Here is a 13010-nt window from a genome sequence, read left to right as displayed (position 1 = left end):
AATGTTTAACAAAATTCTGATTGCCAACCGAGGCGAGATTGCTTGTCGGGTGACGGAAACCGCCCAGAAGATGGGTGTGTCCTGCGTCGCGGTTTATTCGGATGCGGATGCTTCCGCTAAGCACGTACAGATGGCCGATGAAGCTGTCCATATCGGCGGTGCGGCCCCTTCAGAAAGTTATCTGAAAGGCGATGTGATCATTCAGGCTGCGCTGGATACTGGTGCGCAGGCGATTCATCCGGGGTATGGCTTTCTGTCCGAGAATCCCGAATTTGTGGATGCGGTTGAGGCGGCTGGGCTGACCTTTATCGGCCCGTCGGCGGATGCAATCCGCAAGATGGGCCTGAAGGATGCGGCCAAGGTGCTGATGGAGCAGGCCGGGGTGCCTGTCGTGCCCGGCTATCACGGTGACAATCAAGACCCCGAGCATCTGGCGGGTGCTGCAGATACCATCGGCTATCCGGTGCTGATCAAGGCGGTTGCGGGTGGTGGCGGTAAGGGGATGCGCCTAGTCGAAGGCCCCGCAGATTTCGCCACCGCGCTCGACAGTGCACGAAGTGAGGCGCGCACTGCCTTTGGTAATGATGCGGTGCTGGTCGAGAAATTCGTCGCAAAGCCACGCCATATCGAGGTGCAGGTCTTTGGTGATGGCACCCACGCGGTGCATCTGTTTGAACGCGATTGCTCGCTGCAACGGCGGCATCAGAAAGTGATCGAAGAAGCTCCAGCCCCCGGTATGACAGCCGAGATGCGCGAAGCGATGGGACAGGCTGGTGTGCGCGCCGCTGAGGCGATTGGCTACAAAGGGGCAGGGACGGTTGAGTTTATCGTCGATGCCTCGGACGGTCTGCGCCCGGATCGGTTCTGGTTCATGGAGATGAACACCCGCCTGCAGGTCGAACATCCGGTGACCGAGGCGATCACCGGCGTCGATCTTGTCGAGTGGCAATTGCGGGTCGCCTCGGGTGAGACGCTGCCGAAATCGCAGGATAAATTGTCGATCAATGGCCATGCGTTCGAGGCCCGGCTTTACGCCGAGGATGTACCCAAGGGGTTCCTGCCTGCGACCGGGACATTGACCCATCTGCAGTTTCCGCCCGCATGCCGCGCCGACAGTGGTGTCCGTGCGGGGGACACGATCAGCCCGTGGTATGATCCAATGATCGCAAAGGTTATCGTCCACGGTCCCACACGCGCGGTTGCGCTGGAGCAGTTGCACCGCGTCTTGCATCAGACCGAAGTCGCGGGCACCGTCACGAACCTTGCCTTTCTGGGCGCGCTGACGCGGCATGCAGGATTTGCAACAGGTGACGTGGATACCGGGTTGATCGGACGCGATCTTGAGGCGTTGACGCAGGGCGCTCGTGTCTCGGCAGCGACCAGCGTGGCCGCTGCAATGACGGCGTTGGGTCTTGTTGAGACATCTGGACAGACCGGCTTTTCCCTCTGGGCTCCATTGCACAGGGCGGTCCAATTGGCGGCCGGGGACGTCATTGATCTGGATGTGCAGGTTGAAGGTCCGAACCGTCAGACTTGGACGGTGGGAGGAGAAACCGTCATTGCCGAGCGTAATGGCGGTACCTGGTCCATTGATGGGACGCCGATGCCGTGTGTTGCGATTTCAGGCGGGCGGGTCACGGTATTTGAAAACTATGGGCAGGCGTTTGACGTCGTTGATCCACTCGACCGCGATACCAGCGCCGCGGGTGATACCAATGTGATCGAGGCACCCATGCCAGGCCTGGTCAAGGCTGTGTTTGCTACCGTGGGACAGACGGTGCAGGAAGGCGACCGGCTTGCCATTCTGGAAGCCATGAAGATGGAGCATTCTCTGCTAGCCGCCCGTGATGGCATCGTTGCCGAAGTGCTGGCTGATGATGGTGCTCAGGTTGAAGCCGGAGCTGCCCTGATCAGGTTGGAGGAAGAGTAACCTGTTCCTGCGCAACATCACGTGGCACAGTCAGGTCATCCATTTGAAGAATGTGACAAAACCGGAAGGAGCGCAGCCATGGGCGAGCGGGTCGAGATTTTCGAAGTAGGGCCGCGCGACGGCTTGCAGAACGAACAGCGTGAGATTCCGGTGGCCGAGAAGGTGGCGCTGGTCGATTGCCTCAGCCGTGCCGGTTTCAACCGCATCGAGGTGGCCAGTTTCGTTTCTCCCAAGTGGGTGCCACAGATGGCTGGCAGCGCAGATGTACTAGCCGGGATCAAGCGGGCAGACGGGGTGCGATATGCCGCGCTGACACCGAATATGCGCGGATACGAGGATGCTCTGGCGGCCAAAGCGGATGAAATCGCTGTTTTTGCGTCCGCCTCCGAGGGTTTCTCAAAAGCAAATATCAACGCGACAATTGAAGAGTCCATTGAACGGTTCATGCCGATCCTTGAAGCCGCGCGTCATATTGACCTGCCGGTACGGGGCTATGTCTCTTGTGTGACCGATTGCCCATACGATGGCCCGACGCCGCCCGAGAAGGTGGCCGAGGTTGCCGACAAACTATTCTCGCTTGGATGCTATGAGATCTCGCTGGGCGACACGATTGGGCAGGGCACGCCGGATACCATCGCGCATATGCTTTTGGCGGTGCGTGAGCGTGTGCCAGTGACGCGCCTCGCTGGTCATTTCCATGACACGAACGGTCGGGCCATCGACAATATCGACGCCGCGCTGGCGCTGGGCGTGCGGACCTTTGATACCGCCGTAGGTGGTCTTGGTGGCTGTCCATACGCGCCCGGAGCCGCTGGAAATGTCGCCACCGAAGCGGTGGCCGCCCATCTTGAGCGGTTGGGCTACCAAACCGGGCTTGATCTGGCGATTGTGGACGAGGCTGCGCAGATGGCGCGGGCCATGAGGCCAGAGTGAGGGATGGGCATGTTTGAAACGATTTCGGTCACCACCAATGCGCGTGGGATTGCGACTCTCACGCTGAACCGGGCGGAAAAGCACAACGCGATGTCGGCGCAGATGATCTCTGAACTGACACAGGCAGCGCACCGGTTGGGTGCCGATGACAAGGTTCGCGCCGTTGTGTTGACTGGCGCGGGTAAGAGTTTCTGCGCTGGCGGAGATCTGGGCTGGATGCAGGACCAAATGGCCGCAGATCCCGAAACCCGATTTTCCGAAGCACGCAAACTGGCGGAAATGTTGCAGGCGCTGAACACCATGCCCCGTCCATTGATCGGAGCTTTACAGGGCAATGCCTTCGGCGGCGGCGTCGGTCTGGCTGCGGTCTGCGACGTGGCAATCGGTGTGGACGGAATAAAGATGGCTCTGACCGAAACGCGGCTTGGCCTGATTCCAGCAACCATAGGCCCCTATGTTATCGCGCGTATGGGCGAGGCCCGTGCGAGGCGCGTGTTTATGTCCGCGCGGGTGTTCGAAGCTGCCGAAGCGGTCGAGCTTGGGCTGTTGGCCAAAGCTGTCCCTGTCACCGATCTGCACGAGGCTATCGAAGCTGAAATTCTGCCCTATTTGTCCTGCGCGCCGGGGGCCGTGGGCGCGGCCAAGAGACTGGTGCGGGCACTGGGGCCGACCATTGACAATAAGGTGATCGATCAAACGATCCAGGCACTGGTCGACCTCTGGGAAACTGAAGAAGCGCAAGAAGGCATAAGTGCCTTTTTCGAAAAGCGAAAACCTGCATGGAATAGTTAGGTTTAATTCAAAGATACCCCGTTACAGATTCGCCAATCTCCTTGGATTTCGGCAAGCCTTGGCAAGCGGAATATTAAGCCCTGCGCGTTTGTGTTCGGTTGACCCTCTGACCCGGCGCGGATAGAGAATGTCCAGTCAACACGCCAATTGACGGCGCTCCCGGATTGAGGTGCGCGGGAAAGGAGCTATTCGTGGAAGACCTGTTGCGGGAATATCTCCCGATCCTGGTGTTTCTGGCCGTTGCTGTCGGCCTTGGAATCGTCCTGATTCTGGCGGCTGTGGTTCTGGCAGTCCGCAATCCCGACCCCGAAAAGGTCAGCGCATATGAGTGTGGCTTCAACGCCTTCGATGATGCGCGGATGAAATTCGACGTCCGATTCTATCTGGTATCGATTCTCTTCATCATCTTCGATCTGGAAATCGCCTTCCTGTTCCCGTGGGCTGTGGGCTTCAAGGACATCAGCGATGTAGGTTTCTGGTCCATGATGGTGTTTCTGGGCGTTCTAACCATCGGCTTTGCCTATGAATGGAAGAAGGGGGCCCTGGAATGGGAGTGATGACGGGCGCAAACACCGCTGGTGTCGACAAGGAAGTCGCCACTCAGGCCCTGAACGCCGAGCTGCAGGACAAAGGGTTCCTGCTGACCTCGACCGAGGACATCATCAACTGGGCGCGCACCGGCTCGCTGCACTGGATGACATTTGGTCTGGCCTGCTGTGCGGTTGAGATGATGCACACCTCGATGCCGCGTTACGATGCAGAGCGGTTTGGTATCGCTCCGCGCGCCTCTCCACGTCAGTCCGATGTTATGATCGTGGCTGGTACGCTGACCAACAAAATGGCCCCCGCGCTGCGCAAGGTGTACGACCAGATGCCTGAGCCGCGCTATGTGATCTCGATGGGGTCATGTGCGAATGGCGGCGGGTATTATCACTATTCCTATTCCGTAGTGCGCGGGTGCGACCGCATTGTTCCGGTTGATATTTATGTGCCCGGTTGTCCCCCGACTGCCGAGGCTCTGTTGTACGGGCTGATGCAGCTGCAACGCAAAATTCGCCGTACCGGCACCATTGTACGCTGAGGAGAGGGCAGATGAGCGAAGCACTCAAGGAACTCGGCGCGCAACTGGAATTGAAACGAGTCGATTGCGTTCTGTCCTGGGACGTGACCCACGGAGAACTGAACATCGATGTGGCCCCGTCGAACCTTGTCGAGTTTGTGGAATTCCTGAAATCCGACCAGAACTGCAGATTTTCGACCCTAGTAGACATCACGGGTGTGGATTACCCCGAGCGGGCCAAACGGTTCGACGTGGTCTACCACTTGCTGTCGATGTACCAGAATCAGCGTATCCGCTTGCGGGTATCGGTTCGTGAAGAGGACATGGTGCCTTCGATCGTGGATGTGCACCCCTCGGCCAACTGGTTCGAGCGTGAGGTGTTCGATATGTTCGGCATCCTGTTCTCGGGCCATCCAGACCTGAGGCGTATTCTGACCGACTATGGGTTTCGCGGCCATCCGCTGCGCAAGGATTTCCCGACCACTGGCTATACCGAGGTTCGCTATGACGAGGCGCAAAAGCGCGTGGTCTACGAACCGGTCAGTCTGGTGCAAGAATACCGTCAGTTTGATTTCATGTCCCCATGGGAAGGCGCGAATTACATTCTGCCAGGGGATGAGAAACAGGAGACGTAATCATGGAGTTCTTGATCTGGATAATTTTGGTGGTGGCGACGGTTATACCGATGTTGAAACTGCTGCCGCATTTCGGGATCAACAAGAACTGGGCGTTTGCCTGCATCATCTCTCCGGTTGTGATTGTCCTGCTGTGGATGATGGCGATGAAGCTGCAAGAGATGGAGCGACGCTGACATGATGGGCGAACTGATCGTTTTGGGCGCGTTGGGCGTCTTGCTTGCAGGGGCTGCTGTCAAAGCAGCCGAAGCCGAAAAGGTCCGGGTACGGGCCGAGGCGAAAAAGAAGAAACGAGGGCGTTGATGGACGGCTCAAGATACGATGACGGCAGCACAGACGCGCTGAGCGGAGAACAGAAGATCCGCAACTTTAACATCAACTTCGGCCCGCAACACCCTGCGGCGCATGGGGTTTTGCGTCTGGTGTTGGAGTTGGACGGCGAGATTGTCGAGCGCTGCGACCCGCATATCGGCCTGCTGCACCGTGGAACCGAAAAACTGATGGAAAGCCGGACGTATCTGCAGAACCTGCCGTATTTCGACCGTCTGGATTATGTGGCACCGATGAACCAGGAACATGCCTGGTGTCTGGCCATCGAAAAGCTGACCGGTGTGGAAGTGCCGCGCCGCGGCTCGCTGATCCGGGTTCTGTATTCCGAGATCGGGCGCATTCTGAACCACCTGCTGAACGTGACCACGCAGGCGATGGACGTTGGTGCGCTGACCCCGCCGCTCTGGGGCTTTGAAGAGCGTGAAAAGCTGATGGTGTTCTATGAACGTGCCTGCGGTGCCCGCCTGCACGCAGCGTATTTCCGTCCCGGTGGTGTCCATCAGGACCTGCCGCCGGAACTGCTGGACGATATCGAGGCATGGAGCCACGAATTCCCCGCTGTTCTCGACGATATTGATGGGTTGCTGACCGAAAACCGCATCTTCAAACAGCGCAACGCTGATATTGGCGTCGTGACCGAGGAAGACATCCAGAAATACGGTTTCTCGGGCGTTATGGTCCGTGGGTCGGGCCTGGCATGGGACCTGCGCCGTGCGCAGCCCTATGAATGCTATGACGAGTTCGAGTTCCAGATTCCCGTCGGCAAGAATGGCGATTGCTATGACCGCTATCTGGTCCGCATGGAAGAGATGCGCCAGTCGCTGCACATCATCCGTCAGGCCATCGCCAAAATCCGCGAATGCCCCGGAGACGTGCTGGCGCGCGGCAAGATCACCCCGCCGAAACGCTCGGATATGAAGACCTCGATGGAAAGCCTGATCCATCACTTCAAGCTGTATACTGAAGGCTTCCACGTCGCCGCGGGCGAAGTCTACGCCGCCGTCGAAGCCCCCAAGGGCGAGTTCGGCGTCTACCTGGTCGCCGATGGCACCAACAAACCCTATCGCGCCAAACTGCGCGCGCCGGGGTTCCTGCACCTGCAAGCCATGGATCACGTCGCCAAAGGCCACCAACTGGCCGACGTTGCCGCCATCATTGGCACCATGGACGTCGTATTTGGAGAGATTGACCGCTAATGCTCCGCCGTCTTCATCCCGAACAACCCGAAAGCTTTGACTTCACTGCTGCTAACCAGCAATGGGCCGAAGCGCAGATCACAAAATACCCCGAGGGGCGTCAGGCCAGTGCGGTCATTCCGCTGTTGTGGCGCGCGCAGGAACAAGAGGGTTGGCTGAGCCGTCCGGCGATTGAATCCGTCGCTAACATGCTGGGCATGGCCTATATCCGTGTGCTCGAGGTGGCGTCGTTCTACTTCATGTTCCAACTGCAGCCGGTTGGCTCGATTGCACATATTCAGGTCTGTGGCACAACATCCTGCATGATCTGCGGGGCCGAGGATCTGATCGCGGTCTGTAAGGACAAGATCGCCGCCAAGCCGCATGAGCTGTCTGCCGATGGCAAGCTGAGCTGGGAAGAGGTGGAATGCCTCGGCTCTTGCGCGAATGCACCGATGGCACAGATCGGCAAGGACTATTATGAAGACCTGACTGCTGAAAGCTTTGGCCGGATCATCGACGATCTGGTGGCGGGCAAAGTGCCAACCCCGGGTCCGCAGAACGGGCGTTATGCGGCTGAACCGCTGAAAGGGCTGACCAGCCTGACGGAATATGACAGCGGCAGAACCCAGTATAACGCCAGCGTGCAACTGGCGAGTGACCTAGGCGACACCGTCAAACGTATTGACGGAACTGAGGTTCCGATCCTGACTCCTTGGCTGGGTAAGGACGGCAAACCAGCCGGAGCTTCGGCTTCGGCGAAACCTCCCAAAGCGCCTGAACCTCCGAAACCGGCTGTGAAACAGGCGGCAGAGGCAAAAGCCAAGCCCGCCGAGGTTAAAGAGGATCAACCTCAGACATTGGCCGCCGCGCGCGATGGGCAGGCCGATGACCTCAAGATGTTAAAGGGTGTAGGTCCCAAGCTTGAGCAGACTCTGAACGAACTGGGCTTCTATCACTTTGACCAAATCGCAGCCTGGACGCCAGCGCAGGTGGCTTGGGTTGACGCTCGGCTGAAGTTCAAAGGCCGGATCGAACGTGATGGTTGGATCGAACAGGCGGCGAAGCTGGCGGCTGGGGAAGAGACCGAGTTTTCTAAACGTGCCAAGAAAGACGGCTCTTACGAGGACTAAACAGGTGCCCGCATGGGGCATTAGAGGAAGATGGACAAGGACAAGGAACAGGCCATAGCCCGAAAGGGTCGACATATTGGCATCGTCATTGCGGTGACGATGGCGATTTGGCTTGTCATGAACTTGTTTGTCGGCCCTGCGCTGGGATTGACGGCGCGGCACGCGCTGCTTTTTGATTTCGCTGCCTTGGCGGCGTTCATTTATGCGGGCGTGAACATTTTTCAACTCTGGCGCATGCGTCGGGATAGCTGAAGGTAACGAATGATGCTGAAGGATCAGGACAGGATCTTTACCAACATCTACGGGATGCATGAGCGTACGCTGAAAGGTGCGCAGGCCCGGGGGCATTGGGACGGCACTGCTGGCCTGATCGAAAAGGGTCGTGACTGGATTATCCAGACGATGAAGGACTCAGGCCTGCGTGGTCGTGGCGGCGCTGGTTTTCCGACCGGTTTGAAATGGTCGTTCATGCCTAAGGAAAGCGATGGTCGTCCGGCATACTTGGTCGTCAACGCGGACGAATCCGAACCCGGCACCTGCAAGGATCGCGAGATCATGCGCCACGATCCGCATACGCTGATCGAGGGCTGCCTGATCGCATCTTTCGCGATGAACGCACATACCTGTTATATCTACCTGCGCGGCGAATATATCCGCGAGCGTGAGGCGCTGCAGGCCGCGATTGATGAGGCTTATGACGCCGGCCTGTTGGGCAAGAACGCAGCCGGTTCGGGTTGGGATTTCGACCTGTTCCTGCATCACGGGGCAGGGGCCTATATCTGCGGTGAGGAAACCGCGCTAATCGAAAGCCTTGAGGGCAAGAAAGGCATGCCTCGCATGAAGCCTCCGTTCCCTGCGGGTGCGGGGCTTTATGGCTGCCCGACCACGGTGAACAACGTGGAATCCATCGCCGTTGTACCCACCATCCTGCGCCGGGGCGCGGATTGGTTTGCGGGCTTTGGCCGCCAGAACAACGCAGGCACCAAGCTGTTTGCGATCTCGGGCCATGTGAACAACCCCTGCGTCGTCGAAGAGGCGATGTCGATTTCCTTTGAAGAGCTGATCGAGACCCATTGCGGCGGCATTCGCGGCGGCTGGGACAACCTGCTAGCGGTGATCCCGGGCGGGTCGTCAGTACCTTGTGTGCGTGGCGAAAACATGCGCGATGCGATCATGGATTTCGACTATCTGCGCGGCGAACTTGGTTCGGGCCTTGGAACGGCCGCGGTGATAGTGATGGACAAGTCAACGGATATCATCAAAGCAATCTGGCGTTTGTCGAAGTTCTACAAACATGAAAGCTGCGGCCAGTGCACGCCATGTCGCGAAGGCACAGGCTGGATGATGCGCGTCATGGACCGTCTGGTGCGAGGCGAGGCCGAGTTGGAAGAGATTGACATGCTGTTCGACGTGACCAAACAGGTCGAAGGTCACACGATCTGCGCCCTTGGCGATGCGGCGGCCTGGCCGATCCAGGGCCTGATCCGTAATTTCCGTGAAGAAATCGAAGACCGCATCAAAGCCCAGAAGTCGGGCCGCATGGGTGCGATGGCAGCGGAGTGATTTTGATGGATGTATTTGCAGAATATGGCCACGCTATCGCGTCGGTTGTGATCTTTACCCTGATTATCCTGATCCTGTCGCCTTTGTCAGCGCTGGCTAAACAGGGTAAGGGATTGGCTCCGGGGGCTACGCCTGAGCAAGATTATTCTGACAAGGCGTACCGCCTGAACCGCGCCTATCTGAATGGCACAGAGACATTGCCAGCCTATGCATCGCTCACTGTCGCCGCAATTCTGATGGGTGTCAGTCCGTTCTGGGTGAACCTGTTGGCCTCGGTCGTTCTGGTGTCCCGTCTGGTTATGCTGTTTGTGCACATTCGCGGAATAGGGAAGCCACACAGTGGTTTGCGTTCGGTTCTTTATGTCGTCGGTTGGGCCTGCATGTTCGTAATGGGCATCATGGCATTGGTGGCAGCGTTTTGATGTTGGCTTTCAAGAATAAACAGGTGTTGGGGCTAAAGGTCCTTGCCGGCCGTGCATCCACGCTGAGTGCAATTGTTGCTTTGACGGTGGCTTCCGCCTGCACTGTGACCTCGTCCAGTGACCGTGTTCTCTTTGACGGTCACTTCTTTCGGACCAAGGCAAAGCATGTCGACAAGAAGGCCATGCCCACCGAGTTTACTGTGGTTGTGAACGGTGTCTCGGCTTCGTTGGATGGCGCGAGGGAAGCGGGACGTTTTGAGGGAACAAAATTCTGTATCAATAATTTCGGTTCCTCCAGCATTGCGTGGAAAGTTGGTCCGGATACCGAACCCCAGAACCTGCGCATCACCGACGACAAGTTGACTTTTGCAGGAACCTGCCAGCGACCATGATGCGTGTTTTTTCATATCAAGCCATGACAGGCGGGATGTTATTGCATAGCACTCCGGCTGCCGACCGTCTTGGGTTTCCCAAGACGAAAGGAATGGTCATGTCCGGTGTGAAAATGCTTGCTTTGCTGTCTGTCCTTGCTTTGCCGACTGTCGCCGAAGCAAAGCCGCCCTTGCGCGAAGTCAAAGAGATCGACGACGAACTCTATTACATCGCCATCGCAAATGAGATTTCGGAATACTGCCCGTCGATCAGCGGGCGTCGGCTAAAGGCAATCGGTGTGATGTGGGACCTGCGGTCCAAAGCAAACAAACTGGGGTACTCGGATAAAGAAATCCGGGCGTATGTGGAATCAGATGCCGAGAAAGACCGGATGCGTGCCAAGGGCGAAGCATTTTTGGCTCAGAGCGGTGTTTCCTATGACAACCCCAAATCCTTCTGCGCATTGGGACAGAAGGAAATCGAAAGAAACAGCGCCATTGGCGTGTATTTGAGGGCGAACTAGACCATGTCTGACCTCCGCAAAGTGAATATCGACGGGCAGGAAATCGAAGTCGATGGTGCGATGACCCTGATTCAGGCTTGTGAGGAGGCCGGGGTCGAGGTTCCGCGTTTCTGCTATCACGAACGTCTGTCGATTGCCGGGAACTGCCGGATGTGTCTGGTCGAGGTTGTCGGCGGCCCGCCGAAGCCTGCGGCCTCTTGTGCGATGCAGGTGCGTGATCTGCGCCCGGGGCCTGAAGGTCAGGCGCCGGTGGTCAAGACGAACTCACCCATGGTCAAGAAGGCCCGCGAAGGGGTGATGGAGTTCCTGCTCATCAACCACCCACTGGATTGCCCGATCTGCGATCAGGGCGGCGAGTGCGATCTGCAGGATCAGGCAATGGCCTATGGTCTGTCGGGCTCGCGCTTCAAGGAAGCCAAGCGGGCTGTGGATGATCTGGACCTGGGGCCGTTGGTTGGCACCGCCATGACCCGCTGCATCAGCTGCACCCGCTGCGTGCGTTTCACGACCGAGGTCGCGGGAATCACTCAGATGGGGCAGACCGGACGCGGTGAAGATGCCGAGATAACCTCATATCTGAACCAGACGCTCGAATCGAATATGCAGGGCAACATCATCGACCTGTGCCCGGTCGGCGCGCTGACGTCGAAGCCCTATGCCTTTACCGCGCGTCCGTGGGAACTGACCAAGACCGAGAGCGTCGACGTGATGGATGCTCTGGGCTCGAACATCCGCGTGGATACGAAGGGGCGCGAAGTGATGCGCTTCTTACCGCGCAACCATGATGGCGTGAACGAGGAATGGATCAGCGACAAAACCCGGTTTGTCTGGGACGGCCTGCGCCGCCAGCGTTTGGACAAGCCTTACGTGCGTGAAAATGGCAAACTGCGCCCAGCTTCATGGCCTGAAGCACTGACCAAAGCAGCCGAAGCTCTAAAAGGGGCTGAGAAACCTGCTGGTATCGTGGGTGATCTGGCCCCGGTCGAGGCGATCTTTGCTCTGAAACAGATGATCGAAGGGCAGGGCGGTGTTGTCGAATGCCGCACCGACGGCGCCAAGCTGCCAGCTGGCAAACGTGGGGCTTATGCCGGGACTGCCGCGATCGAAGATATCGACAGCGCCGAGCGTATCCTGCTGATCGGCACCAACCCACGCGACGAAGCTCCGGTGCTGAACGCCCGTATCCGAAAAGCATGGGCGCATGGGGCCGAAGTGGCTCTGGTCGGTCCGGCTGCGGATCTGACTTATGAGTATCATCACATGGGTGACGACCGCGCGGCGTTGCAGAAAGTCGTCGACATGGGCGGCGATGATGAGATCAAGGGCAAGCCTTCACTGGTCATCGTCGGCCAAGGCGCGTTGCAAGAGGCGGACGGCGCGGCTGTTTTGGCCGCTGCGCAAGCCATTGCTGCAAATACCGAAAGTGGTCTGCTTGTTCTACACACTGCTGCTTCGCGCGTCGGCGCAATGGATGTGGATGCTACTAACGAAGGCGGCATGGATGCGGTCAACGCGGCTGATGTCATTTACAACCTCGGCGCGGATGAGGTCGAAATCGGCGACGGTGTCTTTGTGATCTATCAGGGCAGCCACGGCGACCGGGGCGCACACCGCGCCGACGTGATCCTGCCGGGCGCGGCCTATACCGAGGAAAACAGCCTGTTCGTGAATACTGAGGGTCGCCCGCAGCTGGCCATGCGTGCCGGGTTCGCACCGGGTGAGGCGAAAGAAAACTGGGCGATCCTGCGGGCGTTGTCGGCTGAGCTGGATGCAACGTTACCCTTCGACTCGCTGGCACAATTGCGCACTGCGCTGATCGAGGCGGTACCGCATTTGGCCCGCATTGATGAGGTGATCGAGAACGAGGTTGCAGCACTTGATGCGGCTACTTTGGGCAAGGCATCTTTCCGCAATGCGGTCAAAGATTTCTACCTAACCAACCCCATCGCCCGCGCTTCGCAATTGATGGCAGAGCTATCGGCGCAGGCGCAGGCCCGCAAAGCCGAGAAGATTGCGGCGGAATGAACCAGAACTGTTTCATATCGCTTTTGGGTCCCTGCAGCGCAGTGGCCCGAGAAATGCGCGTGGAACGCAACAAAAAGGGTGGCGCAATGGCGGCGTATGCTGTTTACACCAACGCGC

Annotated in this window: 16 protein-coding genes; all 16 read left to right on the top strand. The window is 58.2% G+C overall.

The genetic code is table 11. The features are described 5' to 3' along the window. The first annotated feature begins 1 nt into the window (after nucleotide 1). The 16 genes from ACR0D7_RS03140 to nuoG all read left to right on the top strand — a co-directional run bounded on the left by ACR0D7_RS03140 (nucleotide 2) and on the right by nuoG (nucleotide 12893). Nucleotides 2–1930, top strand: a complete 1929-nt coding sequence (locus tag ACR0D7_RS03140; protein WP_480677692.1) for an acetyl/propionyl/methylcrotonyl-CoA carboxylase subunit alpha — start codon at nucleotides 2–4, stop codon at nucleotides 1928–1930. Nucleotides 1931–2008: 78 nt separating this feature from the next. After that, entirely contained in the window at nucleotides 2009–2863 is an 855-nt protein-coding gene (locus ACR0D7_RS03135; RefSeq protein WP_480677691.1) for a hydroxymethylglutaryl-CoA lyase, read from the top strand. A gap of 9 nt (nucleotides 2864–2872) precedes the next feature. Continuing rightward, nucleotides 2873–3655, top strand: a complete 783-nt coding sequence (locus ACR0D7_RS03130) for a crotonase/enoyl-CoA hydratase family protein (RefSeq protein WP_480677690.1) — start codon at nucleotides 2873–2875, stop codon at nucleotides 3653–3655. Between the two features lie 191 nt (nucleotides 3656–3846). Further along, nucleotides 3847–4212 carry an NADH-quinone oxidoreductase subunit A gene (locus ACR0D7_RS03125; protein ID WP_050602775.1) on the top strand — a complete coding sequence of 122 codons (366 nt, stop codon included), beginning with the start codon at nucleotides 3847–3849 and terminating at the stop codon, nucleotides 4210–4212. Then, nucleotides 4203–4736, top strand: coding sequence for a NuoB/complex I 20 kDa subunit family protein (locus ACR0D7_RS03120; RefSeq protein WP_037307875.1), 534 nt, complete (start codon nucleotides 4203–4205; stop codon nucleotides 4734–4736). Before ACR0D7_RS03125 ends, ACR0D7_RS03120 begins: the two co-directional genes overlap by 10 nt. Nucleotides 4737–4747: 11 nt before the next feature. Continuing rightward, nucleotides 4748–5350, top strand: coding sequence for an NADH-quinone oxidoreductase subunit C (locus ACR0D7_RS03115; RefSeq protein ID WP_170381683.1), 603 nt, complete (start codon nucleotides 4748–4750; stop codon nucleotides 5348–5350). Nucleotides 5351–5352: 2 nt separating this feature from the next. Next, the gene (locus ACR0D7_RS03110) at nucleotides 5353–5526 is read left to right on the top strand and encodes a hypothetical protein (RefSeq protein ID WP_480677689.1); all 174 of its coding nucleotides are present in this window, start codon (nucleotides 5353–5355) and stop codon (nucleotides 5524–5526) included. A gap of 1 nt (nucleotide 5527) precedes the next feature. Next, complete coding sequence (locus ACR0D7_RS03105; RefSeq protein ID WP_302476981.1) at nucleotides 5528–5653, top strand: hypothetical protein; 126 nt, start codon at nucleotides 5528–5530, stop codon at nucleotides 5651–5653. Beyond that, nucleotides 5653–6876: an NADH-quinone oxidoreductase subunit D gene (locus tag ACR0D7_RS03100; RefSeq protein WP_480677688.1), complete on the top strand. Its 1224-nt coding sequence runs from the start codon at nucleotides 5653–5655 to the stop codon at nucleotides 6874–6876. Before ACR0D7_RS03105 ends, ACR0D7_RS03100 begins: the two co-directional genes overlap by 1 nt. Further along, entirely contained in the window at nucleotides 6876–7988 is a 1113-nt protein-coding gene (gene nuoE, locus ACR0D7_RS03095; RefSeq protein WP_480677687.1) for an NADH-quinone oxidoreductase subunit NuoE, read from the top strand. The genes ACR0D7_RS03100 and nuoE overlap by 1 nt, the downstream gene beginning before the upstream one ends. 30 nt (nucleotides 7989–8018) lie before the next feature. Further along, entirely contained in the window at nucleotides 8019–8240 is a 222-nt protein-coding gene (locus ACR0D7_RS03090; protein WP_170381679.1) for a DUF5337 domain-containing protein, read from the top strand. 12 nt (nucleotides 8241–8252) lie between these two features. After that, nucleotides 8253–9551, top strand: coding sequence for an NADH-quinone oxidoreductase subunit NuoF (gene nuoF / locus ACR0D7_RS03085; protein ID WP_170381819.1), 1299 nt, complete (start codon nucleotides 8253–8255; stop codon nucleotides 9549–9551). Nucleotides 9552–9556: 5 nt separating this feature from the next. Then, nucleotides 9557–9973 (top strand): MAPEG family protein, encoded by a 417-nt coding sequence (locus tag ACR0D7_RS03080; protein WP_480677686.1) that lies wholly within the window; start codon nucleotides 9557–9559, stop codon nucleotides 9971–9973. Then, nucleotides 9922–10365, top strand: a complete 444-nt coding sequence (locus tag ACR0D7_RS03075) for a hypothetical protein (RefSeq protein ID WP_480677685.1) — start codon at nucleotides 9922–9924, stop codon at nucleotides 10363–10365. The genes ACR0D7_RS03080 and ACR0D7_RS03075 overlap by 52 nt, the downstream gene beginning before the upstream one ends. Nucleotides 10366–10463: 98 nt before the next feature. After that, nucleotides 10464–10868 (top strand): DUF5333 domain-containing protein, encoded by a 405-nt coding sequence (locus ACR0D7_RS03070; protein WP_254443440.1) that lies wholly within the window; start codon nucleotides 10464–10466, stop codon nucleotides 10866–10868. Nucleotides 10869–10871: 3 nt separating this feature from the next. Further along, on the top strand, nucleotides 10872–12893 hold the full coding sequence (gene nuoG, locus ACR0D7_RS03065; RefSeq protein ID WP_480677684.1) for an NADH-quinone oxidoreductase subunit NuoG: 2022 nt from the start codon (nucleotides 10872–10874) through the stop codon (nucleotides 12891–12893). Nucleotides 12894–13010 lie beyond the last annotated feature (117 nt).

The sequence above is a fragment of the Ruegeria sp. BB7 genome (assembly GCF_056539365.1).
This window is presented reverse-complemented; position numbering and strand designations above follow the sequence as displayed.